Source organism: Phycisphaerae bacterium, from assembly GCA_024102815.1.
In the GTDB taxonomy this organism is placed as follows: Bacteria; Planctomycetota; Phycisphaerae; order UBA1845; family UBA1845; genus JAGFJJ01.
In genome coordinates, this window is record JAGFJJ010000072.1 from 1 (window position 1) to 26932 (window position 26932).

At 62.2% G+C, this 26932-nt stretch carries 17 protein-coding genes; 11 read left to right on the forward strand and 6 right to left on the reverse strand.

Features of this window, described 5'->3' with window-relative positions; all coding sequences use genetic code 11:
* The first annotated feature begins 411 nt into the window (after positions 1–411).
* The 3 genes from J5J06_18115 (at position 412) to J5J06_18125 (ending at position 2858) form a co-directional block, all read left to right on the forward strand.
* A complete protein-coding gene (locus tag J5J06_18115) occupies positions 412–852 on the forward strand; it encodes a hypothetical protein (GenBank protein ID MCO6439013.1) in 441 nt (146 codons plus the stop codon).
* A 986-nt stretch (positions 853–1838) separates the two neighbouring features.
* Positions 1839–2327, forward strand: coding sequence for a hypothetical protein (locus tag J5J06_18120; GenBank protein MCO6439014.1), 489 nt, complete (start codon positions 1839–1841; stop codon positions 2325–2327).
* 48 nt (positions 2328–2375) lie between these two features.
* Positions 2376–2858, forward strand: coding sequence for a hypothetical protein (locus J5J06_18125; GenBank protein ID MCO6439015.1), 483 nt, complete (start codon positions 2376–2378; stop codon positions 2856–2858).
* Between the two features lie 295 nt (positions 2859–3153).
* Here J5J06_18125 and J5J06_18130 read toward each other — a convergent pair whose 3' ends face one another.
* From J5J06_18130 to J5J06_18140, 3 genes are all read right to left on the reverse strand, one after another.
* Positions 3154–3387, reverse strand: coding sequence for a hypothetical protein (locus J5J06_18130; protein ID MCO6439016.1), 234 nt, complete (start codon positions 3385–3387; stop codon positions 3154–3156).
* A 241-nt stretch (positions 3388–3628) separates the two neighbouring features.
* The gene (locus J5J06_18135; GenBank protein MCO6439017.1) at positions 3629–4855 is read right to left on the reverse strand and encodes a matrixin family metalloprotease; all 1227 of its coding nucleotides are present in this window, start codon (positions 4853–4855) and stop codon (positions 3629–3631) included.
* A gap of 177 nt (positions 4856–5032) precedes the next feature.
* On the reverse strand, positions 5033–6286 hold the full coding sequence (locus J5J06_18140) for a matrixin family metalloprotease (GenBank protein ID MCO6439018.1): 1254 nt from the start codon (positions 6284–6286) through the stop codon (positions 5033–5035).
* Between the two features lie 310 nt (positions 6287–6596).
* Here J5J06_18140 and J5J06_18145 point away from each other — a divergent pair, with 310 nt between their 5' ends.
* The 3 genes from J5J06_18145 to J5J06_18155 all read left to right on the forward strand — a co-directional run bounded on the left by J5J06_18145 (position 6597) and on the right by J5J06_18155 (position 15715).
* The gene (locus J5J06_18145; protein MCO6439019.1) at positions 6597–10520 is read left to right on the forward strand and encodes a UvrD-helicase domain-containing protein; all 3924 of its coding nucleotides are present in this window, start codon (positions 6597–6599) and stop codon (positions 10518–10520) included.
* A complete protein-coding gene (locus J5J06_18150) occupies positions 10517–13540 on the forward strand; it encodes a proline dehydrogenase family protein (protein MCO6439020.1) in 3024 nt (1007 codons plus the stop codon). The genes J5J06_18145 and J5J06_18150 overlap by 4 nt, the downstream gene beginning before the upstream one ends.
* A gap of 429 nt (positions 13541–13969) precedes the next feature.
* Entirely contained in the window at positions 13970–15715 is a 1746-nt protein-coding gene (locus J5J06_18155) for a peroxidase family protein (protein ID MCO6439021.1), read from the forward strand.
* A 198-nt stretch (positions 15716–15913) separates the two neighbouring features.
* On the opposite strand, the gene J5J06_18160 is transcribed toward J5J06_18155, so the two are convergent.
* Positions 15914–16276 carry an HU family DNA-binding protein gene (locus tag J5J06_18160; GenBank protein MCO6439022.1) on the reverse strand — a complete coding sequence of 121 codons (363 nt, stop codon included), beginning with the start codon at positions 16274–16276 and terminating at the stop codon, positions 15914–15916.
* Positions 16277–16811: 535 nt separating this feature from the next.
* Between J5J06_18160 and J5J06_18165 the strand changes: the two genes are divergently transcribed.
* The 3 genes from J5J06_18165 (at position 16812) to J5J06_18175 (ending at position 22741) form a co-directional block, all read left to right on the forward strand.
* Positions 16812–18392, forward strand: coding sequence for a glycosyltransferase family 39 protein (locus J5J06_18165; GenBank protein ID MCO6439023.1), 1581 nt, complete (start codon positions 16812–16814; stop codon positions 18390–18392).
* A gap of 100 nt (positions 18393–18492) precedes the next feature.
* Complete coding sequence (locus J5J06_18170; protein ID MCO6439024.1) at positions 18493–20343, forward strand: CRTAC1 family protein; 1851 nt, start codon at positions 18493–18495, stop codon at positions 20341–20343.
* 151 nt (positions 20344–20494) lie between these two features.
* Positions 20495–22741 (forward strand): serine/threonine protein kinase, encoded by a 2247-nt coding sequence (locus J5J06_18175; protein MCO6439025.1) that lies wholly within the window; start codon positions 20495–20497, stop codon positions 22739–22741.
* 127 nt (positions 22742–22868) lie between these two features.
* Here the strand turns inward: J5J06_18175 and J5J06_18180 are convergent, their stop codons facing one another.
* Positions 22869–23126, reverse strand: coding sequence for a hypothetical protein (locus J5J06_18180; GenBank protein ID MCO6439026.1), 258 nt, complete (start codon positions 23124–23126; stop codon positions 22869–22871).
* Positions 23127–23432: 306 nt separating this feature from the next.
* A complete protein-coding gene (locus tag J5J06_18185) occupies positions 23433–24062 on the reverse strand; it encodes a sigma-70 family RNA polymerase sigma factor (protein MCO6439027.1) in 630 nt (209 codons plus the stop codon).
* Between the two features lie 545 nt (positions 24063–24607).
* On the opposite strand from J5J06_18185, the gene J5J06_18190 reads away from it, so the two are divergent.
* Both J5J06_18190 and J5J06_18195 read left to right on the forward strand, forming a co-directional pair.
* Positions 24608–26107 carry an aldehyde dehydrogenase family protein gene (locus tag J5J06_18190; protein MCO6439028.1) on the forward strand — a complete coding sequence of 500 codons (1500 nt, stop codon included), beginning with the start codon at positions 24608–24610 and terminating at the stop codon, positions 26105–26107.
* 238 nt (positions 26108–26345) lie between these two features.
* On the forward strand, positions 26346–26813 hold the full coding sequence (locus tag J5J06_18195) for a DUF1905 domain-containing protein (protein ID MCO6439029.1): 468 nt from the start codon (positions 26346–26348) through the stop codon (positions 26811–26813).
* Positions 26814–26932 lie beyond the last annotated feature (119 nt).

A 26932-nucleotide genomic window follows, 5' to 3' on the forward strand; every position in this document is an offset into this window, starting at 1 on the left:
CCTTTGTCCAGCAGCGTCATGGCTCGCAGGCGACGCCGCTCCAACTCCTCCGCTGTGCCTAGGGGTCTCATGCATGACAATATCGGTTCAAGCAATACACTTTATTTACCCGATCAATGGTCAATAATGCGTCCCGCATGGACTGGCGAACCGGCTCGGCATTCGATTCCTGGAAGGAGCCACTGCATGTAGTGGCCAAGAGCGATGACTGTCGCCAAATTCAGTTTATCAGCAGTGGCGCAAATCGACGATACGAGAATGGCCAAGGCGACGATATTTCGCAAAACGCCGAAGTACAGTCCACCGACCTCAAGTATCCGCCGTGATGGAGCTGGAATGGCTCTCAAAAATGAATGACCCAGTGCCACGGATCCCGCCGATGCGGTTCGGCGGGCGCCAGGTGCGTACAATATGACGCGAATCTGCAAGAACTGTGAGTACATAATTGATGGACTACCGGAGAATCGCTGCCCGGAATGCGGCGAGCGATTCGACCCCGGCGATCCGACTACTTTTGATGTAATGCCGCGCCAACGATGCTGGTTTCGCGATTCTGCGTACGTGCTATTCGTCTTCATCGCTGTCCTGGCAGCGTTTGCACGTCATCTGATGGATGCGATTCCAATGGACGCAGAGATTGAGAAATGGCTGTTGAGTGCTAGCCGCGAATTGCAGTCACTCGGGCGCATATTTGTCTTGGTGGCAACGGCGGTTGGCAGCCTGCATGCAATCAATCGACGTCTCGCGGTTGGTACGCTGTTCTTGACCGCACTCCTGCTCGCATGGACGGCAACAATTCTCGTCGTTATCGAGTGGCTGTTGGGCAGGGGTCTCTATTCGCCGGGTCTGTGAAGATTATGGCAAGCCGTTTGGGCCCAACGGCCTGTCCCCCGAGTGCAGGATGCCGACTGGTGAATAACGCTTATACATATGAAAACTCCGGCGTCTTTGCGTCAAATACGTATGCAGCCCCGACGAGACGCATCTCGGTCTTCTGTCGATAAAGCCGGTCATGCACTCGCCGGTCCGAGTCAGATGATGGCCGACTTAATGGGTTAATCGTGCATGTGTGTAGGAATATGGTGGATATTCCATCTCCAATGCACAGAATGATCGGAAGTACTGGGTTGATCGCATCGCGCAGTCTGTATGATGACAAGACTGCAACGCATGCTTATAGTTGCATTTGGATGGCGTGAGGCAATGCCGGCAGACGATGACATTCAGAAATTCGCAAATTGCAGGCCACGCACATGGGTACGTTTTACGGCGATCATCCTGCCTAGCGTCGTTTTGTTCGGCCTGTGGCTTTGGTGGGCAATCGTTGCCCATGCGAGACACAAGTGGTACTTGGACAAGAAAAGAAGTCAGGATACGAGCCTAATGATGTTGATTGTAGCGGATAACCTACGGCCCATGACGTCCCCGTGCGCGGCCCTTCCCATGGGCCAGGCCCGAACGGATGTTGCCCTTTTTCTGGATGAGCGCCTCGATCTTGCTGATGAGGTGTTCATTGGATCCGCTGAACCCATAGACTGGGTCACGGGGAAGATACTGGATGAATGGCATTTACCCCTCTACATTGTCGCCGTATCGACTGACTGTCGTCACGTTCAAGTTATCAGTTGCGGACCCAACAGGAAGTTTGAAAACGGATTGGGTGACGACATCGTGAGAAACGGGATTATAAGGGAGCCCTGGTAGGACAATGCGAGCAACGATCCTCAAACAGGTAATCCCTCCGGCAGACGAAAAAACCTGTGCGTGGCAGATGTTCGGTTCGCCTGCGGCAAAAGACCTGCTCTTGATTTCACGCGAGAACGAAATACGCCGTCAATATGAGCAATCCTTCTGATCAAGCCGATCGGCGCGACAATGCGCCAAAGTGCGCGACCAAACGTTGCGTGAAATGTGCCTACTGCCTTGATGGGCTGGCGGATAATCGCTGCCCGGAGTGCGGCAGACCCTTCGACCCCCACGATCCCCGCACGTATATTGATGTTTCGGACAAGCGCCGTAAGGTCCCTGGGGTCATGTTCTTAATGGCTGTTTGCTTCTGCATCCTGTCTCTGTCAACGTTGCACCTGCCTACGGTTCTGGTTGACGAAGACATGAGCTTGGCAGTCCTTCGGCTTAGTAACTCGTTGGGGCCGTTGGGTTTCTTTGGACTTCTCGCCGCCGCACTAATCGGCAGTGGCGTGCTGCTCACTCGACGCTTCCGGATAGACTTGCCCTTCAAGGTGGGAGTGTCACTTGCCTGGACGGCAGTAGTTATCATCATCATTCAATTGCTCTTTAGTAAACAGATATTTTACGATGGGTTGTAGCCTGGTAGCGCCCGTCCCCCGACGCACCAAAACAGTAACCATCCGACAATGCTGACCCTCTTCAAACGTCGCAAGTTCCTGGTCGTCAAGTCATTCAGGCTGCACGAAGAGGAGCTGTTCAGGCCGCGACCGAGGCTGCGCGAGCTGCTGGGCCTCTTGATCCATCAGGCCATGCATGACGGCATGTACCGCATCCAGCTTGGCGTTGACGCCGCCACGAAGGAGCCCCATCTGCGCTACTTCGGCCCCGTGTTCTACGAAGAAGACAAACGTGAATGGTGGGAGATGGTACCGGCCCCCGCGCGGACCTACCCGCGGTTTCTTCAGATATGCATCTCTCTCGCGCAGCTCAGCAACGAACTCCCGCTGAGCGGTGTGATCCCCGCGCTGTACAATGGGAAGCGAATCGACCTGAGTTTCACGGTGCCGGACATGAACTCGTTCGAAATCGCCTGGGACCAGCGTTACGCCTCAATTCGAGGAACCTGTCTCCAGAACCGGGCAGAAACGCCCTTCAGCGAGGCCGAGTAGACGGACGGCTTGTGCCACGGCCGCGCCTCGTGTCGATGTTGGTTGCCCCGACTGAGCCCCAAGCCCGCGCCCCGAACTCGATACGCACAACAACCAGTCGCACCAAAATCAGGCAAAAAGCAACACAGTCAATTGACAATGTTTGCTGCAATTTTAAGTTGAACGCTCAACTTAATGACCAGCGCCACATTTCGGGGCGCTCACTCGGCGCGCGCAATTCAGTGAGCGCCCTTGCGCGTTATTACTTATGGAGGGCGAGTGGCAAGTCCGTGCCGCGAGGGCGACACGCTCGCCGTTACACCGGCTTGGGTTTTCGCGGCTGGAGGAAGGTGCGCAGGGCCATGAAGCGTTGACGGCGGCGGGCGCCGGTCTCGGCTTTTTCCACGGCCGGCTCGCGCCCGGTGATGACGGCATGTTCGGGAACGAAGCGTCGGCGGCATTGGCGGCAATGGCGCGGCGCGGACTGCTCGATGGCCGGCACGACCACCGGAAAGGTGCAGTAGGGACATTGTGCGTAAATCGGTGACATCCTCTTGTCTCCTCCGCGCGGAGGAACGGGACAGGACACAACGCCGCGCCGACGGCATGCCCGCTGCCTGAGGGTTGATTCGCCCCCCGGCCGGGTCGATAGGCAGTGGCCGACAAGATCCGACGCAAACCCGTGGCCTGCGCGGTTTCGGTCGCTGCGCGTCAATTGTGTGTTGTGTCAGAAGGCGGCGCGTGGCGAGTTGTCGCCGCCGACTTCCCCCGTTCCCCAAGAGCGTTGCGGCTTAATACCCCCCGGTTCGCCGCCAGCTCTTTGCCGGACCTGCCGGTCCGACGATTTCGTAGAGCAGCAGCGCCGCGTCCTGGGTGCCGATCCTCATGATGTCGGCGGAGAGCGGCGCTTCCATGAATTCCTGGTCCTCGATAAAGGCGTCGGCCACCGAACGGTCGTCCATCAGGGCCCGGTCATCGTCCACGTGATTCAGCCCGAGCAGGTGCCCGGCTTCGTGCGCGGCGACATTGCCAATGGCGACGGCCATTTCCTCGACCGTGGGCGTCCGAGAAAAAATGGAGGGCTGAAACGTCTCCGTGTAGATAATGCCATCGTCGCAATAATCCACGTTGTAATCGTCGACGTCCTCGGCAATGCCGAACACGCCGGCGTCGTACCCTCCCAGGTAAATGCTCGAATATTCCGTGCCCGCGGGCAACGGCAGATCGTCCGAAGTCAGAACGGTCACGTTAAATCGCTGGTAGTTCTGCCGGACGGTCTCGAGGATGAGCTGCTTGAGATCGTCGTCTTTTCCGGCGTAAACGGCCGAGATAGCCGCTCCGCTGAAGGGATCCACGACCTGCCGGCCGAGGGTCTCGGAATTCAGCACGGTGCCGCGGAAGTCGAGCAGCAGAATTTGCCCGACGGCCGCGGGGATTTCCGCACCCCGCGTGACGGAAACGTCCGCGTAGTAGCCGCCGTTCTTTTGGCCCACTCCCGCGAACGCGGAATCCGTTACGACGAGGTAGTAGGGACTTCCCTCATGCCGGACGACGAAGTCAGAAATGAGCGAATCCAGGTCGTTGCCGCTTATCGGAAGATCGACGCGGTCGTCGTTGGCCAGAACCAACCGGCCGAGGTTGTCGAAGAGAGCGATGGAAACATCCAGGTCGGACGTCGGCGTTGACGCGTCGACGCTGATGCGGTCGCCGGCGCTCATCGGACCGAGGACGAACACGTCCAGATCGCCAGAGGACTCCACGGTTCCCTGGAGTCGAGCTAATCCGTTTTCATTAAAAAAGGCCGTGATGGGCGAAGCGAACGTGTCGTTGGGTTCACCGAAGTATTTTCCCGGGCCGGTCGTGCCGGGATCGAGGCCGCGATTGCCGTCGGTGGGATTCACCTCCGGAGGCGGCAATATGCTGGGGGTGAAACCGCACCCGCCCAACGCCAGTACAAGGGTCGAGGCAAGCACGAAGGTGCATGATGTACGGGCGAGGAGTGAGCAAGTGGTTTTCACGAATGGATCATCGTCCAACGGCCGGGCGCGGGTGCAGTCGCCGGACTTTTCCCCACCGAGCTATCCAGGATCATGAGGGAATCCCCCGAGGCGTCATCCTAGCCTTCACCGGGTGTACTTGCCAATGACCACGGCACGCTACCCCGTTGCCGTTCATTGGCCGGCGGTGAAGCGAGTTCAGTGCTCCTCCAGTCCGCAGGTGCTGAACAGGAGCTGTGTGCGACAGGCCGGGCCTGCGGACTTGGCCGAGACGGCTTTGCTCGCTTCCGCGCGCTGCCGGGCGAGCACGAAGTCCTCGTCGCCACCAAGGGAATCGAGCAGGCATCTCGGGGCGTCCTGCTGGCCCACGGGGAATACATCGCGGTAGATCGGCGACTTGCGGAAGGACTGGTTTTCCATGAGGTCGCGGAGGCTGGCGGTGACGTCCATGAGTCCGCGGCGGTCGGCCGTGTGGACCAGTCCGAGCAGGTGTCCGATTTCGTGGCTGGCGACATTGGCCAGGGCCTGGGCCATCTGCGTCGTGTTGGGGCGCAGGATGCCGAAGGCGGTGAAAGTGTCCGTAAAGACGATGGCGGTCTGGTGCTGTCGGCTGTTGAACTCGTCGACGCCCTCGGCCACTCCCAGCAGGGCGGCGTCGAAGGTGCCGAAGTAGATGCGGGTCATGGTTCCGTCGTCGAAGGCGCCTTCGCTGGTGGAGTAGATCTCCACGTCGAATCCGGCGAAGTCGTCGCGCACGTCGGCAACAAGGGCGCGAATGATATCTTCGGTCCGGCCGGTGAAATTGGGATCGATGGTGGCGGCGTCAAAAACGGGCACGTCGACGGCCGGCCGTCCGCCCACCACCACGTCGTCGCCCCCGTTGAAGATCAGCAGGACGCGGTCGGGCTGAGGCGCCAGCGGGACTGCGCCCGTGGTTCGCGTGGCGACGAGGCCGTAGTCGCCGTTGGCGCTGTATCCGGGTGTCGCGGCCACGGCGACGTACAGGGCGTCGGAGGGGCGCCGGGCGACGATGTCGATGAACGGATCGCGCACGCCGAGATAGACGTTGCGATGGTCGTTGACCAGGAGTGCCGAATCGGTGTCATCGAAGGCGGCGATGGCGCCGTCCAGGGTCTCGTCGGTGGCCATGCGGACCACGATGTGGTCGCCGGTTTCCACCGGGCCGAGGTCGAAGACATCCACGTCGTCGGGACTGTCGATGGTGCCGCGGATGATCCGCGGATCGGCGGCGAAGGCGACGTACTCGGCCAGGTCGAGCAGGTCGTTGGCGTCGGATTCGTGGAAAGTGGACTCATCCTCGACGAGCGAGGAGAGGGTCAGGGTCGGCGCGCGGCCGACGGTGCCGGGCAACAGATTCGTTCCACAACCAGAGATCAGGAGCAGCGCCGCGGACGGCGCCGCGTACGCGGCGAGGCGATCGAGGACGAGCACGGACAATCCCCCCCGGAAAGCGGCATGGTCTTTCCCCCGCCGGTCCCCTGACCGGCGTTACCCCCAATAGGGAAGGACGGACCGCGAAGGCTCCGGCCGCGCGGCGAGTGCCACGTTCATGACATCGCAGCAGGGCCGGACTCCGCGGTCCGCCATCCTTCGTCCCCTCCGCTGCGAGCGTACGATACTTGGTGGCCGTGGCGGTCGTGGTTGGGCGAAATCAGCGCACAGGGAATGAACCGTCCTGAAAGAAGTGGAATCCGCCGTCATTGGCGGAGCAGGCCACGCCGGACCTATAATGGCGGCCGTCATGAGCACCATCTCCTGGACGGAAGCGCAGCGGCGGGGCATCGAGACCGTCGATCGCAGCGTGCTGGTCAGTGCCGCCGCGGGATCGGGCAAGACGGCGGTGCTTGCGGAGCGCTGCGCCTACCTGGTATGCGACGCGCCGCCGCCGTTTCGCTGCGACGTGGATCAACTGCTGGTTCTCACGTTTACGGAGGCGGCCGCAGCGGAGATGCGCGAGCGGATCGTGAAGGCGATCCGGCAGCGGAGCCTGGATCGGCCGGGCGATCCGCGCCTTCGCGAACAACTCGTTCTTGTCGACGCGGCGCAGATCTCGACGATCCACGCGTTCTGCCTGTGGCTGGTCCGGCGCGGATTCAGCGAGCTCGGCGTCGATCCCGGTGCGGTGCTGCTCGACGCGGAGGAGGCGGCGCTGCTGCGGAGCGAGGTTCTGGAGGAGTTGTTCAGCGACCTGTATGGGAGCGTTTCCCGCGAGGACGACGTTCTGGGCGCGGGAAGGCGGGCCGACGCGCAGGAGCAACCCCAATATTCCCCCGCGGCCTTCGCGGAGCGCTTTGCAAGACTCGTGGACGATTACGGACTGGGACGGGATGGCGCCATCAAGCGCTTTGTGCTGCGGCTGCGCGATTTCGCCGGATCGCTTCCCGAACCGGATGCGTGGCTGGATGGGGCGATGGCGGGCGTTGGGGAGCGGGCCGAGTGGACTGCGGCCGAGCTTTTCGCGCGCATGTGGCGGGAGCTCGAATTGCAGCTCGAGAGTTGCCGGCAGATCGCGTTGGAGCTTCGGGCGATGCCCGCGGTGTGCGCGGCCTATGCGCAGGGCGTGGAGAATTACGTCGCGCGATTGGAAGATTGGTCGGTACGGCTGCGAAAGGCGTTTGTCGCGGCCGGGGTCGGTCCGTCGAATGAGATTGGGGCGTTGTGGAGTCTGTCGCGGGAGGCCGTTGTTGCGCTGCTTGGCGAGGTGGAAGCGGTTCGCGGGGAGATCGCTGAGGATCCGTTCGACATACCAACGGGACCGAGGCTCTCGCGGGACACCGATCCGAATTTGAAAGAACTTCGCGATCGAGCGAGCAAGCGCTGCCGCGATGTCGTGCGGGACCGGTTGTTTCGGAAGCGGCTGCGTGACGGATTCGCTCTCTCTTCGGCCAGGGAGCAGCTCGACGGACTGCGCAAGACGGAGCCGTACGTAAGCACGCTGGTGGAGTTGGTCCGGCGATTCGATCGCGCTTACGAGGAGCGCAAGCGTCGTCTGGACGCGCTGGACTTTGCCGATCTCGAACGGCTTGCGTATCGCCTGCTGGGTGAAGACGGCGAGGAGGGTTCGGCCGTGGCGCGGATGATGCGGAATCGTTTCGCCCACGTGCTGGTGGATGAGTACCAGGACATCAATCCGATTCAGGAGGCGATTCTGCGCTGCGTGAGCCGCGAGATGGAACTTGATCGACCGGCGAATCTATTCTCCGTCGGAGATGTCAAGCAAAGTATCTATCGCTTTCGCCTGGCGGAGCCGGCGCTGTTCTTGGCGCGGCAGGCGGCGTTTGGGGAGTCGGCCGCGGCGCGCGGAGGCGTGATTCCGCTGCAGAAGAACTTCCGGAGCCGGCCGGAGATCCTCGAGGCCGTGAACCTCGTCTTCGAGCGACTGATGCGCACGTCGACCTGCGGCATTGCATACGATGATGCGGCGCGGCTGCATGTCGGGCGGACGTTCGACGCGAATGAATCTCCGCTGCCCGTGGAGCTGCACCTGCTGGAGCGTCGTTTTGATTCCGGATCGGCTGACGACAACGGGGATGGGGCGGAGACTGTCGAAGACGTCGGCCAGTGGTCGGCGATGGAGCGCGAGGCTTATTTGATTGGCACGCGTATCCATGCGCTGCGCAGCGAAGCGGCGCGATCGGGGGGGACACCGCCGGAGTACCGAGACATTGCCATCCTGCTCCGCGCCGCCCGTGTGAACGCGGAGCAGATGGCGGGCGTGCTGGCGCGCATGGGTATTCCCGCGTTCGCCGACGTGGGCGGGTCGCTGTTCGACGCGCTGGAGATCCGGGATGTGCTGGCCGCGCTGGAGGTTCTCGACAACCCGCAGCAGGACATTCCGCTTGCGGCCGTGATGCGCGGCGGCGTACTGGGGGTTGCGTTCGATGAGGATGAGCTTGTGGCCATTCGCTGCGTTGATCGATCGCGGCCTTTTCATGCTTGTGTTGCGGCCTACGCCGAGGGCGGGGCTGATGAATCGCTGCGTCGGCGCGTGGACTCGCTTCTGAGAACGATTGTCCTGCTACGCGAAAAGGCGCGGCGCCGACCGCTGGCGGAGATCGTCTGGCACTTGTATGAGGCGTACGGACATCTCACGCGCTGCGGGGCGATGTCCAACGGGATGCAGCGCCGGGCCAACCTGCTCAAGCTTCACGATCTTGCCCGCCGGTTCGGTACGTTCCGCCGGCAGGGGCTGCACCGGTTCCTGCGTTTCGTGGAGGCGCTGCGGGAGGAGGGGAGCGAGGTCGCGGCGGCGCCGGCGCTGGGCGCGGCCGAGGATGTCGTGCGCATCATCAGCATTCATCAGAGCAAGGGGCTCGAGTTTCCGATCGTTTTCGTCGCCGGCACGGGGACGAAATTCAATCTTCAGGACCGCTCCGGGGCGATGATTTTCGAGCGGCGGGCGCACGTCGGGCTGAAGGTACTGGATACGCAGCGGATGTTGGCGTATCCGTCGGCGGCGCATCGTTTGGCGGCGGGGGAGATCGAGCAGGCGGCGCGCGAGGAGGAGATGCGCGTGCTTTACGTCGCGATGACGAGGGCGGAGGAGAGGTTGTTCCTGGTCGGGTCCGTGGTCGACGCGAAGCGGAAAGCGGAGGCCATCGGCACGGCCGCGGATGCCGAATCGCCGCCCAATGATCTGGATGTTGTGACGGCGCAAACGCCCCTGGATTGGATCATTCCGGCGTTGGCGTCCGCGCCGCGTCGGCTCGTGGGAGACGGGTCGAACGAGGAGTCCGGCGGGTCTGGTGATAGCATCGTTACGGTCCGTGGTTATGGCGACGAGGAGATGTCATCCTGGACGACGGTTCCGGCGGCGGGCGATTCGAATGCGGCCATGCGGGAAGCGGTGGCGCATGGGAGGCCACTGCCGCCGGATGAGCCCGTCCGTTTTGACGATCCCGAGGTTGCCCAGACTCTGGAGCGAATCGATTGGGTCTATCCGACGTTGTCGTCGGCGGTGACCCGCGCGGCGCTGGCGGCGAGCGAGGTGAAGGGGGAGCTGGATTTCACGCGACCGCTGGACCAGCGCCTGGCCGAGGTCGTCCGTCCGGGGGATTCCGCGGACTGGACGTTCGAATCGGGTGCGGCAAGACGGGAGGAAGCCGCGGCGCGGGGGATCGCGCATCACCGGTTCCTGCAACACGTTCGTTTTCGGGATGCCGGAGAGGAGGGCGGTCTGGCATCCGAATTGCACCGACTGAAGGCGGCGGGGCTTCTGCGCGAGGAGGAAAGCGGGCTCCTCGATGAGGATGCCCTGCGTTGGTTCTTGTCCGGCGAGCTTGCGCAGCGGATCGCCCGTGCGGGTGACGACTATCGTCGGGAACTGGCGTTCATCGCGCTGGAGCCCGCGGGCCTGTTCGAGGCGGCGGCTGAGGCTCCGGCGGAGGACCGCGTACTGGTTCGAGGCGTGGTCGACGGCGTGCTGGTTGAATCAGGCGCGGTGGAGATCGTGGACTTCAAGACGGACGCCGTGGAGGGGGCAAAGGTAGAAGAGCGGGCGCTTCGCTACCGGCCGCAGATGGCTCTTTATGCCCGAGCGATGGAGCGGCTGTTTCGGCGTCCGGTTCGCGCCGCGTGGCTGGTGTTCCTCCATCCGCGCCGTATCATCTGCCTGGACAATCCGGCGGAAGCGGCGGTCGATTCTCTGATAATCCAAGACCCATGACCGAAACCGAATTCACTCGACGACTGAACGGACGGGCGCGGCGCGTCGGCCTGGAGATTTTCGAGCAGGCGGATGCCGCCCGGCCGCGCGTCTGGCAGAAGGCGTGGTGGCTGGAGCAGATGATGCATCTCGTCGAGCGCGACGAGCAGCTCAAGACGCGCGCGTTTCAGTTTGTCGATTGCCTTCCCGCGTTGCGGACGAATGCCGATGTCCTTCGGCACCTGCGGGAGTACATGGATCCGCGTTACGTGGATCTTCCCGCGGCTGCCCATGCCCTGCTCCAGCCGGGTTGGGCGGAGCGTTCCCGCGAGGAGTTGATCGGCTGGGGGACGTGGTTCGGAGCGAACCTCATGGCGGGGCGGTTCATCACCGGCTACGACGCGCCCAGTGCCATACGCACTATTCAACGGCTCCGCGGGCTGCGGATGGGGTTCACGCTGGACGTATTGGGGGAATCGACGACGAGCGATCGGCTGGCGGACGCCTATGCCGAGCGTTACCTGGGACTGGTTGAACAGCTTGCCCCGGCCGCGCGAACCTGGGATGAGATTCCGTTGATCGACCGCGATCGAAACGGGTCCATGCCGCGGGTGAATCTGTCCATCAAGCTGACGGGGCTTGATCCGCACTTTGACGCGATTGACCCCAAGCGATCGATTGAGCGAGTGTGCGGGCGGCTCCGGCCGGTGCTTCGCCGGGCGCGGGAGGCGGGCGTCTTCGTCAACGTGGACATGGAATCGAGCAAGCACCGGGCGGTTACGCTGGATCTGTTCGAATCGCTGTTGATGGAGCCGGAGTTCCGCGACTGGAGCGACGTCGGCATCGTCGTTCAGGCGTACCTGCGAAGCGGGGAGAGCGACCTGGGGCGCCTGCTGGATTGGGGGAAGCGTCGTGGAACGCGGTTCGCGGTTCGACTGGTGAAGGGGGCCTACTGGGATGCGGAGGTCGCGGCGGCGGTGCGGGCGTACAAGGAGCCGCCGGTCTGGACGCAGAAGTGGGAATCGGATGCGTGTTTCGAACGGATGGCGCGGACCATGCTCTCGAACACGAATCTGGTCCGTCCCGCGTTTGCCAGCCACAACGTTCGTTCGATTGCGGTGATCATGGCTCTGGCAGAGCTGAATGGGCTTTCACCGCTCGATTTCGAGATCCAGATGCTCTATGGCATGGGCGACCCGCTGAAGACGGCAGTCGTGGATATGGGGCGGGCGCTGCGCGTTTACTGCCCCTACGGCGATCTGCTGCCGGGCATGGGCTACCTGATCCGCCGCCTGTTGGAGAACACTTCGAACGACAGCTTCCTGCGGCAGAGTTTTTCGGATCGCGTATCGCGCGATGCGCTGCTGCAGGATCCGGCCGAGCGGCGCCCGCCCAGTGCGCCGCTGCCCCGTCGCCATTATCAGGATAGTAATCCCGAGGAACCCATGGACACTTTTGCGAACGCGTCCAACACCAACTTTGCCGCGGAGGAGAGTCGCCGGAAGATGCTCGGGGCGATTCAGTATGTACGCGGCGAGATGGGCCGCACCTGGCCCATGGTCATCGATGGCGAGGCCGGCAACGGCACCGGCTATACCGAATCCGTAAATCCTTCGCGATTTTCGGAGGTGGTGGGCAAGGTGGCGCTGGCGCAGACGACCGACGCCGATCGTGCCGTTGCAGCGGCGCGGCGGGCGTTCGCACCGTGGAGCCACCAGCCGGCGGCGGTCCGGGCCGATCTGCTCCGCAAGCTGGCGGATCGCCTGGAGATGCGCCGCTTCGAGCTCGCCGCGACGATGATCCTCGAGGTGGGCAAGCCCTGGCGCGAGGCCGATGCGGACGTTACCGAGGCGGTGGACCACTGCCGCTATTATGCCCAGCAGATCGAAAGGATTGCGACCCGTCCGCGGCTCCGCAATCTCCCGGGTGAGGACAACATGCTCACTTACTCGCCCAAGGGCGTGTGCGCGGTGATCTCGCCGTGGGCGTTTCCACTGGCAATTCTGACGGGGATGACCTCGGCCGCGCTTGCCGCGGGGAATACGGTCGTGGTCAAGCCGGCGCGGCAGGCGTCGGTGCTCGGGGCGAAGCTGCTGGACATCATTCACGACGTGGGTTTTCCGCCGGGCGTGGCGAACTTTCTTCCGGGCGATGGCGGCGTCGTGGGGCGGTATCTCGTGGAACACGGCGATGTGAACGTGGTGGCGTTCACGGGCTCAGCCGAAGTGGGCACGGGTGTGATCCGTTCCGGGGCGGTGGTTCGCGCCGGGCAGCCGTTCATCAAGAAGCTCATCGTGGAGATGGGCGGGAAGAACGCCATCATCGTGGATGACGACGCCGATCTGGACGGTGCCGTGCAGGCGGTGATCGAATCGGCCTTCGGGTTCGCGGGGCAGAAGTGCAGCAGTTGCAGCCGGCTGATCGTGCTCGAGGGCGCCTATGCGGAACTGACGGAGCGGCTGCGTGACGCCGTGGAGAGCGTGATCATCGGACCGGCAGAGCAGCCCGCGACACTGGTGGGGCCGGTGATCGACGAAGCGGCGCGGAAGCGCATCCGGCAGTACATCGAGCTCGGCCGCATCGAAGGTCAGATGCTCGTGCAGGCGGAATTGCCTTCCGCTTGCAGTGAGGGGTTCTTCGTCCCGCCGACGATCATTGCCGATGTGCCCGGCAACGGTCGGCTGGCGCAGGAGGAGATCTTCGGGCCGGTGCTGAGCGTGTTTCGGGCCAAGGATTTTGATCACGCCCTGGAGCTGGCCAACGGGACCCGTTATGCCCTTACCGGCGGGCTTTTCTCGCGGAGTCCGGCGCGGATCGAGCAGGCCCGGCGGGAGTTTGCCGTGGGCAACCTGTACATCAATCGCCGCATCACCGGCTCGCAGGTGGACGCCCAGCCGTTCGGCGGTTTCCGTTTGAGCGGGACGGGGGTAAAGGCCGGTTCGCCGGACTACCTGTTGCACTTCATGGACGCCCGATGTATCACGGAGAATACGCTGCGAAGCGGGTTGGTTCCCAGTGAGAACCGCTCGCGGGTGTCGTAGACCGGGTTGGTGCGTCGCCAGAAGGTGCATTCGCCGCCCGCACCCAACGAGGAGCAAGGGCTATGGATCTCGGTCCCATTACGTTCTCGACAATCATCAACGCGGTCATCATCGCTTTTCTGCTGCTCATCGCGCAGGGGCTGTTTTAGGCCATTGCCGGGGGCCGGTTCCTCCGAGCCAGCGTGCCGGAACGCCGCACGGCGGGGCGCTTCCTTCTGTTTTCGCCGATAATGGCCCCGAGAACGGGCCTGGGCGGCGCTCTCCTTACGTTTCCGTATGTGAATCTCCGACGATATAATCGCCCAAGCGGGGCCGGTGAGAATCTGCGCAGTTCGCGGGTCGGTGTGTGTCTCGAGTCAGGTGCGGTCATCGGGCTGCGCCCGAACAGCCACCACGTGAGATTGCCAGAACGTTCTGGGGATGGGGGCCATGATGATGAGACGAAACATGCTGGGTATCAGGACAGGATTTGCTCTGGTGGCGGTGCTTGCCGTCAGCGCGGCGTCCGTTCAGGCGGAGGATCGCGCGATCGACGGTACCGGAAACAACGTGGCCAATCCCGAGTGGGGGGCGGCGTTCACGCGGCTGATCCGCCTGGGGCCGGTGATGTACGCCGACGGGATTTCGAGTCCGGCGGGAGCCAACCGTCCCAGCGCGCGCGAGGTCAGTAACGAGGTCGTGGTGCAGATCGGCCTGATGGAGAACGGCTACGAGATGACCGACTGGGTCTGGCAGTGGGGGCAGTTTCTCGATCATGACATCAGTCTGAGCGAGTTCATGGTCCCGGTGGAGCCATTCGACATTGCGGTTCCCATGGGCGATCCGCAGTTTGATCCGGACGGAACCGGTGAAGCGGTGATCGCACTGGACCGGTCTGTTTACGATCCGAATACGGGCACGGACGTCGACAATCCCCGGCAGCAGATCAATGAGATCACGTCATACATTGATGGCAGCAACGTCTATGGTTCCGATGTCGAGCGTGCGGCGTGGTTGCGCACGTTCGAGGGCGGCAAGCTGAAGATGAGCGAAGGGGAGCTCCTGCCCTACAGCGACGGCACGGTCGTCAACGCCGGTCCGGGCGGACTGCCTTCGTTTTCGACGGACCTGTTCACGGCCGGTGATATCCGCTGCAACGAGCAGCTCGGCCTGACGTCAATCCATACGCTCTTCGTTCGCGAGCACAATCGCCGTTGCGATCTGATCGCGGCGGCGCATCCCACGTGGACCGACGAGCGCATCTATCAGCGGGCGAGGAAGGAAGTGGGGGCCCTCGTACAGGTGATCACCTTCTATGAATTCCTGCCGGCGTTGCTCGGCGAGATGGCGCCGGACCCGGAAGCCGGTTCGTATGACCCGGCCGCCAATGCCACGATCGCCAACGAGTTCGCCAACGCGATCTACCGGCTGGGGCACACGTTGCTTTCGCCGGAGGTGATGCGGTTGGACGAGTCGGGCCGGGAGATTCCGGAAGGCAATCTCTCGCTGCGTGAGGCGTTCTTCCGGCCGGATCGACTGGTCAGCGAAGGGGGCATCGAGCCGATCCTGCGCGGACTGGCCAAGAAGCGGGCCCAGGAGTTCGACAACCGCGTCGTGGACGACGTGCGGAATTTTCTGTTCGGCGCTCCGGGGCAGGGTGGTCTGGATCTGCCCTCGTTGAACATGCAGCGCGGGCGGGATCACGGTCTGCCCGACTACAACACGATGCGGGAAGTGATGGGTCTCGATCGCGTGGAGGACTTCGACGAGATCACATCGAACGTGGAAACGCGGGAGGGGCTGCGCGATGTTTACGGGACGGTGGACGACATCGACCTGTGGGTCGGGGCGTTGTCCGAGGACCACATGCCCAACTCGGGGGTTGGGGAGCTCATCGCCGCGGTGGCGGTGAATCAGTTCACGCGATTGCGTGATGGCGATCGCTTCTGGTATGCGCGTGATCCGGCGTTTACGGCCGGGCAGATCGAGGAACTTACCGCGACACGGCTGTCGGATGTGATCCGGTGGAACACGAGCATCGAGAAAATTCAGGATGACGTTTTTCACATGGCCGCGGAAGAGCCGCCTCCTCCTCCGCCCACAGCGGGATTCTGCGGGGCGTTCTCGATGTCCATGGTCGGCGTGATGATGCTGGGCCTGGCGGGCATGCGCGGATCGCATCGGCGCCGGCGATAGCGCGGTTGGTGATCGCGAGGGTATTGCGGCGCACGCATGCGGGTACAAAAAAAGCGGTGGGCTTTTCGGGCCCACCGCCTTTTCTTGCGCTGCGGGAGCATGTGCCGCATGCCGCCATGCACAACTCCCGTCAGCAGGATGTCCGATCGTCAGCCGCTCGAGCAGTGCCATAATCTTGGCACTTTCCGAACCTGAGCGTTAGACCATGCCCTTGAGGTTTTTCAGCGCAAGCACCTTTACGACGTTGCGCGCGGGCTTGGCCTTGAACATCATTTCCTCGCCAGTGAAGGGGTTGACGCCCTTGCGTGCCTTGGTGGCGGGCTTGCGTACGACCTTGATCTTCATCAAGCCGGGGACGGTGAAGAGCCCGGGCCCCCGCTTGCCCAGATCGCTGGCGATCATGTCCGCCAGGCCGTCGAACACGCTGGCGACCTGCTTGCGGCTGAGTTCCGTCGCGTCCGCCAGGTCGCCGTAGACCTGCGACTTGGAGCGCGGAGCGGAGGCCGCTTTCACTTTCACCGACTTCGACTTGGGAGCAGCTTTCTTCTTCTTTTTCGCCATGTGAAACTCCTTTATGAACGTCATCCATTCCTTGGACAAGTCCGGGGAAAATCTACGGCCGAGGGCGGACGAAATCAAGCTATTTTCCCGGGAAAAAGCGATGATTCCGCACGGATTCCCCGACGAAATGCATGGACATTCAAGCGCACATGCGAAGGGTTCGTGCGCCCCCGAGGGACCTTGATGGGGTCGACGAGGCTCGCGGGCATGCTCATTTCGAACAGGATTCGTCGGGGTCAGCCGGCGATTTGGGGCGCAAGCTGTCGGTGCAAGTGACCGCGCCGACGCGCGCCGCAAACCGTTGATCCCGAGGTTTCCCGCCTGTGAAATCGGCTTCCTGTAGTTGCGCGAGATGCCCCGAAAACCACGTTTTCAGGCTGGAAAACAAGGGATTTTCTGCATTCGCGTTCCGGCATTGAACCTCGCCGCCCGGTCATCCGAAAAGATTCGAAGGGGAGTCCTCTGCGCGCCGGGGCTCGATTTTCCGGATGGGTAGGGCGTACGCGGCTCGGGCGCGCGGTGAACCAGGGATGGTATGGAAACGGATCGGTCATTTCGGGCTCGGGTGTTCTGCGATCTGCTGCTGATCGCCGTCCTTTCGCTTACCGCCCAGGCGGCGCACTTCACCTGGAAACAGGGCCGGGTCCTGGTCAGCGCCGACTCCCTCCAATACCGGGACAATGCCGAGGCCCTGCTGGCGGGCGACCGCGCCCCCGACTTCGCCTTCCGCAAGCCGGGCTATTCTCTTGTTCTCGCGGCGAGTCTGGCCGTGTTCGGAAGCATGAGCTGGGGCGTGGCCGTGCTGCAATACCTCATGCTGGCCATTCTTCCGTTGGGCGCCTACGGGTTCGGGCGGCTGCTGCATTCCCGAGGCGTAGGATGGCTCGCGGCGATCCTGACGACCGCCCGGCTCTTCGAGTTCATCTGGGCCGAACGCGTCATGTCCGAAACCACCTACGCCGTGCTCCTGACATTCGGACTTCTGGCGGTTGCGGCGGCCATGGTCGGTGAAGGTCACGCCCGCCGGGCGTGGGTGGGGGGGATGCTTCTGGGGTTTGCCTGGCTGGTTCGCAGCGTTGCGGTCGTACCGATCGCAGCGGCCGCGATTGTTCTTCCCATCGTGTTTCGTCGCAAGCCGCGCGAGGCATGTGTTGCGGTTACGGCGCTGCTCATTCCCTTTGGTGCGTCCATCCTGGTGGAGAGTCTGGCGAACTGGCGCCACAGCGATCATTTCGGGCCGTGCACGGGAACTCGAGGCGGCGCGCTAATTCTGCGCGCGACGTACTTGCAGGGTTTGTCGCTGCCTGACACGCCGGAAGGACGGACGCTTGTCGAGTTGCTGCCGGAGCGCTCCGCCGAATCAGCTTATCGTGCCAACAAGCTCGATACGTGGGTGGGGCGCTACCGGGCGATTCACGACCACGGTATGAGCGAATGGGGGTTCGACGATCTGGCTTCGACCGCGGCGCAGCAGTTGATCCACGAGCATCCGCTTCGCACGGTACGCCTGGCGACGGAAATCTTCGTTCGGCATCTGCTGCGGAGGACCGACGGTGTGCAGCTCGCCGTTGCGCTGAAGGGGGACGAAGCGCCGATGATTGCGCCGGCGGGAGCCGCCGATGATCCTGCCTGGCCGGACAACTGGTACGCTTACTGGGCATTGCCGAATCGGACGCCCCAGCAAGCGATGGCGCTTTCGGAGCGCATGCGTTCGGAATCGCAAACCAAAGCACCGTTCGGTAGCGACGGCCTGTGGCAGCACCTGCGTTACTGGAGCCGCACATCGCCGATCAGCGATACGATTTCGGCGCTTGCCAACGTCGGATTGATCTGGCCCGGGTTCGCGCTTCTCCTTGCGGTGATTCTGGGACTGAACCGGCGGACTTGTGCATTGCTTGCCACGGCCTACCTGCTCGAAGCGCTGGTCTACGCGGTGTTCGGTGCGACTGACGCCTCGCTTGAACGATTCCAATCCGTCTGGGTCGCGGTGGACACTGCGTTGGCTGCAGCGTTGTTCGCCCCCATTGTCCAATCGCTGGAACTCTACCGCGCCCGTTGGTCGATGCCGGGACAGGTGCTTCCCGCGTCGCGCCTACGACCGGAAGGGTGGGCCTGACCCCTCTTGCCGTCATCATGCCGTTTCAAACCAGGTCTCTCGCGAAAACGCGCGGCCGGGAGTATCCTTGGGCTTGTGCGTCTGAAGTGAGCGGGACGACATGGCCATCGAGAAGCGAGACACCCTGCAGCCAGCGCGGCCGGCGCCCCATACCCTTCGATGGGTCGTGGCGGTCATTGGTGGTTTGGCGCTGGTTTCCGCGATCAGCGTCTTCCTGCTGACGCGAGGTGCAGGCATGCGGCGGATCGCGCAGGTTCCCACGGACGCGCCGGAGATTGTCACGCCGCCCGTTACCGCTCCGGCGATCCCGTTCACGGACATCACCGAATCCGCCGGCCTGACGTTCGTTCACCAGAATGCGTTCGCCGGCGAGATGCTCCTTCCCGAGACCATGGGCGGCGGCGCGGCGTTCTTCGATTACGATAACGATGGCGATCCTGATCTGCTGCTGGTCAACGGTGCCGCTTGGCCGTGGAGTGCATCGGCCGATCGCCTGCCGCCCGGACCGGCGCTGTATCAAAACGACGGTACCGGTCGCTTCACCGATGTATCCGCTTCGGCCGGTCTGCCGCGGGACTACTTCGGCACCGGTGTGGCCTGCGGCGATTTCGACGGCGATGGGAAGGTGGATCTCTTTCTTTCCGCACTGGGTCCCAATCATCTCCTTCATAACCTCGGCCATGGCCGGTTCGAGGAAGTGACCGATGCGGCCGGCGTCGCGGGCGAAGCGGATGCGTGGAGTACGTCGGCCGGTTTCTTCGACTACGATCGCGACGGCGACCTTGACTTGTTCGTCGCGAATTACGCCCGGTGGTCTCCGGAGGCCGATCGCCAATCGAAACATGCATCGCCAAGAGACGTTGCCGCGTACGGCGGGGCGGCAGATCTGCCCGGCCGGAACAGTTACCTGTATCGCAATGAGGGCGGTGGTCAATTCACCGACGTCTCGAGCGAGGCAGGTATCGACGTGTTCGATCCTGAAACCAAAGTTCCGCTGGGCAAGGCACTGGCGGTGACGTTCCTGGACATCAGTCGCGACGGGTGGCTGGACATTTTCGTCACCAACGATGGGGTTCGCGACTTCGTATTTCTCAACATGGGGGACGGCACCTTTGCGGAGCGGGGGGCGCTCTTCGGGCTTGGTGATCCGGGCGAAGCGACCAAGAAGTCGCACGGCGTCAGCGCGGGGTACTATCGCGATGATGAGGCGATCGGCGTGCTTGTCGGTCGCGCGGCGGGGGAAACCGTGGCCCTGAATGTCTCCCGCGGGGAACGCGTGCTTTTCAGTGATGACGCGGTGCTCGAGGGCTTGGGCTCGGCGACGATCCCCGCCAATACGTTCGGGGCACTGTTTCTCGATGCCGATCTGGACGGGCGATTGGACGTGCTTCTCGCCAACGGACACACCGAGCCCAACATCGCCGAGATCGAGCCCGGGCAGGTGTACGAACAGCCCAGCCAGCTTTTCTGGAATGCGGGACGGTCGCCGCTCGGATCATTCATTCAGGTTCCGCCGGAATTGACCGGCGATCTCGCCGAGGCCCGCGTGGGTCGCGCCGCGGCCACGGCCGATATTGACGGCGACGGCGACCTCGACGTGATCATCACTCAGCCCGGGCGCCGGGCGGTTCTGCTTCGTAACGATCAGTCCCTCGGGCACAACTGGCTTCGCGTCGCGCTGGTCGGAAGGGAAGGCAACACCGAGGCAATCGGCGCGCTGGTCGAAGTGATCGCGGGCGGCGTGACCCAGCGGCGGCGGGCTATGCCCACGCGAAGTTACCTGGCCCAGGTGGAGGCGACCGTTACCTTTGGATTGGGCGAGATGCAATCTGTGAAATTGGTGCGGATAATCTGGCCCGACGATTCGGTCTCGGAACTTGCTCAGCCCGACGTGAACCGGGTCATCACGGTTCATCAACCCGACGAGCCTCCGCCGGCGCCGACGAACTGAGTCCTGAGCCGGCGCTACCAACTTGAAATCCAAAGTCGAACTCTATTGCCGGATAAAGCCTTGCTTGTATTCTGGCTGTCGCGTCCGTTAGAATTACGCTCGAAGAACCGGACAAGCGCCTACGTGTCATCGAGTGAATTCGAGGCGGGCCGTGTCGAAGGACTCCGAGCAACCCGACCATCCCCCGGCCGAGCCAACAGACGATTCGTTGGATACTTCCGATGTTCGCGTAGGGAAGGCGATCAACCGGGAGATCGACGCCGGGATCGATGATCGCGAAGCTTCCACCGTTTCGCGCATCGATTCGCCCGGCTCTCCAGCGGAGATTGCGGATCTCCTGCGAGTCGCCGGGATGATACGCGGTGGCCGGGATCCGCTGGCTGATCTCGTTCGTCTGGGCATCGTCCAACCTTGTACTGACGGGTCGGAGCTACGTCTGGACAAATACAAGATCCTCGGCCTCCTCGGGGAGGGTGGAATGGGGATCGTGCTCGCAGCTGAGGATACCAAGCTCCATCGGCAACTCGCTATCAAGGTACTTCGTCCTGACGTCGCCCGAAGTCCCGCGGCCATACCCCGGTTTTTCCGGGAAGCCCGTGCGATCGCTGCGCTCGCCCACCCGAACGTGGTATCGATTCACGCCGTGGGCGAGGCGGGCGGTCTGCCATGGTATGCCATGCAGTTCGTGCGTGGACCCACCGTGGCCCAATGGGTACGGCGACACGGTCCCCGCCCGGCTGAGTCCGTTCGAAAGATCGCCGTCGGTATGTTCAGGGGTTTGCGCGTGATACACGATGCCGGGATCGTCCATCGGGACATCAAGTCTTCGAACCTGCTTCTGGAGGGCATAGGGCCGGAGGACACGGAGGTTGATGGTCCGGATCGGGTAAAGATCGCCGACTTTGGTCTTGTGCGTTGGCAGGAGAGTCAAACGCAGCTCACGATCAGCGACAATGTACTGGGAACCCCCGAGTACATGAGCCCGGAACAGGCGCGCGGTGGAGAAGGCCTCGACCACCGCACGGACCTGTACTCCGCAGGAGTCGTCCTGTACGAATTGATCACGGGTAAGAACCCATTCCGATCCGGCTCGGCCGCAGCGGTCTTGCATCGCATCCAGAATGAACGGCCGGACGACCCCCGATTGCTCCTATCTCAAGTGGATGATGCTCTTGCGGACCTTGTAGTCAACCTCGTGGAGAAAGAACCGTGGGATCGGCCGTCGTCGGCGGAGCAGGTCCTCGACATTCTGGAATCCGGCGCGCGGATTCGATCGCCGAGAAAACGTCGCGTGCGGCGGAAGGTCGTTTATTGGTTCTTGGCCATGGTGATTGCGACGATCGGCGTGGCGTTCGGCGTGCGCCGCAGCCTGGTGAGCCAATCGGTATCGAGAATAAGCGCGATCCGGGTGGAAAAGACTGATGAGGGCGGTGCTGCGAGCACGGTACTTGTGAGGTTCGGGGATGATGCCGAATGGAAGGTATTCAAGTCGTTCAAGGACAGGGTATATCCCGCGATAGTCGATCTGAACGGTCAAGGCAGTCAGATAGTTGTAGTCGGGACGGCACCGCCCGTGGGAGATGATTGCTTGTTTGCGTACTCGACGAGCGGCGAGCAACTCTGGTCGTTACCAATGTCTGATGGTCGTCAGTGGCCGGATAACGGCCCAGCAAGCATCTGGTCATGTGAGGCAATACTCTCCGCGGATCTGGACGGTGTTCCGGGCGACGAGCTGATCGTGGCTTGCACCGATCTTATCCAGTACCCGTCACGACTTTCGGTGATCGATCCGCGTACCCGCGAGGTACGCTCGAACTTCTGGCATTTTGGACGCTTTGCGGGCATGTTTGTCTCGACTGACTTCTTCGGCGCAGGCAGGCATGCCATCGTCGCCTGGGGTCACAACAACAAGCTGGACGGCTTCGATGGTGATCCCCTGCCGGGGGATGATCCGCCGCGCACCGGGTACGACATTGTGAAATTCGTGATGATTGTTGATCCGCTCGAAATGAGTGGGCTCGGCCCGCCGCGGACTCGCCGCCTGCCCGATCTGGCAGCCGCCACGCCTTACGCCTATGCCTTTCTGGATACTCCGATCTCGCTCAAGCACCGCATTCGGCCAATGCACGCCTGGGAGGTGGAACGGTATCCCGCTGATTCTGAACTGGCCGACTTGAAATCGGTGACTCCTTCAACTGTTCCTTCCGATTCCTCTGTAGCACCCTGGTTCCGCGTTACTCTCGAGGATAGCACCGCGGGGCTTAGCCCCTCCCTCTACTTGGATCGCCATCTGGATTTTCACTACACGATTGCAGCCCGGCCTGCAGCGGAGACGGATGCATTCTGGCGCGAGCGGTGGAAGGTGGTCATGCGGGAGGGGAAATACGTGGGTGATTGAGGAACTTCAAGTCCGCCGTCCATTAGAAAAGAGCGCATCGCATTAAGCAATGCGCTCGAGGCGGTACGGAAGCTGGGCGTGTTGGGTGGTTTCAGGTTCTTCAGTTTCTGCATGGCGCCGGCGGACTTCAGGAGGCGCGGGTCTCGCTGTTATCGTCACCGTCCAATTCCTCCAGGGTTGCGAGATCGGCGGCCGCGAGTCGTACCGGATCCTGCCCCTGCCTGACGGCCCAGAGCGCTCCGCACTGGCTACACTCCAGTAACAGGAAGCGGCTCGACAGCCTCACCGGCGCCGCATAAAAGACGGCGCAGGCGCATTGGCCGGGCGATTCATGCGATTCCGCTCCGTCCCGCAGATTCCGCTCCTTCTGGGGCCGGTCATCCATTCTCGCTATTTCCTCAGCAGCAACAGGCACGGTTTCGTTCCCCCTCTACTCTCTAAACGTAAAACGACATCGGTTCTGTCGCGCAACGCGAAAAATTCTTGCGTGGCCAATGGGCTCGATTTTCTGGGGGAAGGGCGCGAGCAGGGATCGTACCGATGTCACCATGGTGTCCGGAATTGCGGCGCCCGGGTCGGCTGTCCAAAGATTGGCGACCTGCCGTCTGCCGCCTCAGGACTTTGGGACCGCGATTGCTCCCCGGCTGCGAATTGGCACCGGGCGGGCGTCAGGTTTGAGAATCGAGCCATTTCACATCGCCGAGCGTGACAGATAATGGCTGGCCGTTTCGAGGTACTGTCGGATTTCGTTGAGCGCCCGCCGCGTGAGGGCGTGGATAGCGTCCTCGGTGCGGTTCATTTCGGCCGCTGTTTCCGCAACGGAATACTCCTTGAGAAACCGCAAGCGAATCAGTGTCCGATGCGCGGGCTTCAGGCGTGCCAGAGCGGTGAGGACGGCCGCGCGGGCCTCTTCGCTTTTTAGCGGTCTGCTGGGGGTGGTTCCTGTGCACGAGAAGAGCGCGGTCCAATCCCCGCTGTGATCTGAGGCGAAAGGCGCTCCGTCGACATTTCGACGAACGTCGCGGCGCTGGGCATAGCTTTTTCGCCGACAGTCGTGCAGCGTGTTTCGGGCGATTGTCTCCATCCAGGCATAGAAAGCACTCTCCGAATGGAATTGATGATCCCGTGTTCCCTCAAACGCGGCAATGAACGCATCTTGAAGAATGTCCTCCGCATCGACGTGTCGGGCTAAGGGTGGTTCCATCTGCCGGGAAATGGCCTGAAGCAAGGGTTTATGCAGACGGATTAGTAGTACTTGAATCGCATCGCCATCGCCTTCGCCGGCGCGTCGGAGAACGGACTGGTCGATGGGGGTGTGCACGCATCGCTATTCTACCCACGCCGATGATCGTGGTTCAACAGGTGGCTTCGCCCCTCCCGGACTCAGCAGGGTTTGGCGAACGTGCGGCCTACTCGAACCCGTGGACAGGTCAAGTTCAGCATTGCAGCGTTTGGTCCCTGGATGATGTCCCAGCGCAAGCCTCTATAGGGCCGAGATCCATGGCTTGTTGGTTTTGTGGATCTCTTTAGGCGCACGGTGCAGATGTGTGTGGTGAACGACTTCCACCGGATGGCATTGCCACGACAAACAGGGAAGCCGATTCGCTGGGGCCGCTGGATCGCGCGCTGCGCCCGCGTCTCGGCAAGCGTCCTGGACTCTCGACCGAGCCGACGCACAGGTCCATCGCGGCCGCCTGCCGATCCGCGACCTCCAAATGCGCGTACGGCCGACGGGTCGTACTGCAACGGTGAGAAAACTTGACATCTTCGATTCAAAGACAAGAATCTCGTTTCGCAACCCGCCACGTCCTCTGGCCGGACTTGGGTCATCAGTATGCGCATTTCCGCGAAATGGGAGGAGAGACCATGACGAGCGCAACAGCGACTGCACCGAACGCAACCAATGCCGCACGAATCAGGCTTACGAAGAACCTTATCGACGGACAATGGCGCGAGGCTGTTTCCGGGGAGACGTTTGACACGTTTAACCCCGCGACCGGGGAGGTCGTCGCCAAGCCCTGTGCCAGCGACAAGGCCGACATCGACAACGCTGTGCTGGCCGCTCGCAAGGCGCTCGAGGATGGACCATGGTCCAAGATGAGCGCTCGCGATCGCGGCAAATGTCTCTTCAAACTGGCTGAACTTGTCGAGAAGAATGCCGACGAGCTGGCCTCGCTTGAAGTGCTTAACAACGGCAAGCCCATCAATGAAGTGAAGTTCGCGGACGTACCGCTCGTGGCGGAGACGTTTCGCTACTTTGCCGGCTGGTGTGACAAGCTCACGGGCGAAACATTGCCCGTCGACAGAAAGATGGGCAACTTCTTCTGTTATACCAAACGCGAGCCGGTGGGCGTTTGCGGCCAGATCATTCCCTGGAATTTTCCCATGCTGATGGCGGCATGGAAATGGGGTCCGGCGCTCGCGTGTGGCAATACGCTGGTGCTGAAGCCGGCGGAACAGACTCCCCTTTCTGCCCTGCGTCTGGGCGAACTCGCCATGGAGGCGGGATTTCCGGCCGGTGTCATTAACATTGTCAACGGCCTGGGCGAAACGGCCGGCGACGCGCTGGTCAAGCATCCCGATGTCGACAAGATCGCCTTCACCGGGGAGTACAAGACCGCACAGATCATCATGCGGAACGCCGCTGACACGCTCAAGCGGTTGTCCTTCGAACTCGGCGGGAAGAGTCCCAACGTCGTTTTCGCAGACGCGGATCTGGACTTGGCCGTCCGGGGCGCCATGACCGGCATCTTCTTCAACCAGGGGGAAGTGTGTTGCGCCGGTTCCCGTCTCTTCGTGGAGGAGAAGATTCACGATGAGTTCGTGGAGCGGTTCAAAGCGGCGGCCGAGAAGCGGCGCCTTGGCGACCCTCTGGACCCCAAGACGCATCAGGGTGCCCAGGTGTCCAAGGAGCAGTTCGACAAGATTCTCAAGTACATTGAAATCGGCAAGAACGAGGACGGTGCTACCTGTGTCTCCGGAGGCGAGCGTTTCGGGGACAAGGGCTGGTTTGTAAAGCCAACGATTTTCACCAACGTGCGCAACAACATGCGCATCGCCCAAGAGGAGATTTTTGGCCCAGTCGCGGCCGTCCTGAAATTCAAGGACATGAATGATGTCGTGAAGCAGGCCAATACGACGATGTACGGGCTTGCAGCCGCGGTATGGACTCGCGACATCACCAAGGCGTTCGCCATCGCCGACGGCGTTCGTGCCGGGACCATATGGGTTAATTGCTACAACACGTTTGATCCGGCAGCCCCGTTCGGAGGGTACAAGTTCAGTGGTCACGGCCGCGAAAACGGCAAGGACGCCCTAAACCACTACAGCGAAATCAAGACTGTTTGGGTTGATTTGGGCAAGTAGCCTCTGCCGTGGTGCAGTGATACGCCCGATGCGCCCCTTCATGAACCAGTCACGGTCGAATTCTTCCCCCGGCGTACTACATGATCGGGGGTCGAGATTCGTGAGCGCCGTGGAAAGGGGCAATTGCGTCGGGATCAGCCCGCATGACTCAAGACCCATGAGACAAGTCGCGCGTACGGCCTTGCCTCATCTGTGAAGGCCATTTGAAACGGGAGAACGTGTCGGAGGAGAGTGTCCGTTGCCCTCGTTCTCAGCACTGCTGATATCCGGCACCAAGCGTCCATACGACTCATGGACCTTTGTCGTAGTTCCGGATCACGTAGTGGTCGAACTTGGCTCCAAGCGAGCGTCAGTTCGGGGCACGATCAAAGGAGTCGGATTCCGGGGAACGGTCAGCCGGGGGGAGGGCATGTATCGGATGCCCGTGCCGCGGGAACTCCAGAAGCAGGCAAAAATAGCCCGTGGTGACAGAGTACGTGTTTTCATGGAGGTCGACGCCGAACCGCGCCCGATCGACATCCCCCGCGAACTTGAAGAGGTATTCAGCTCAAATCCGGATCTTGCCAAGCGATTCCAGGGCCTTCCACCAGCGCACCGCCGCGCGTGGGCGGCTCATATCGCCGACGCCAAGCGCGCTGAGACGCGAATTCGGCGGGCCGCCAAGGCGGCCGCCGGCATCCGCAACAAGAGCTTCCCGGGAGCGTGAGCTTCTTCCCTTGCCTTGGAAGATCGCCCGCGAGTCCTCTCGCCCCAGGCGAAGGGAGCGGTAAGCGGCTTCTGTGCCGATGGATTTTTGAACAACTTGATGGGACGTGATGGCGCGAC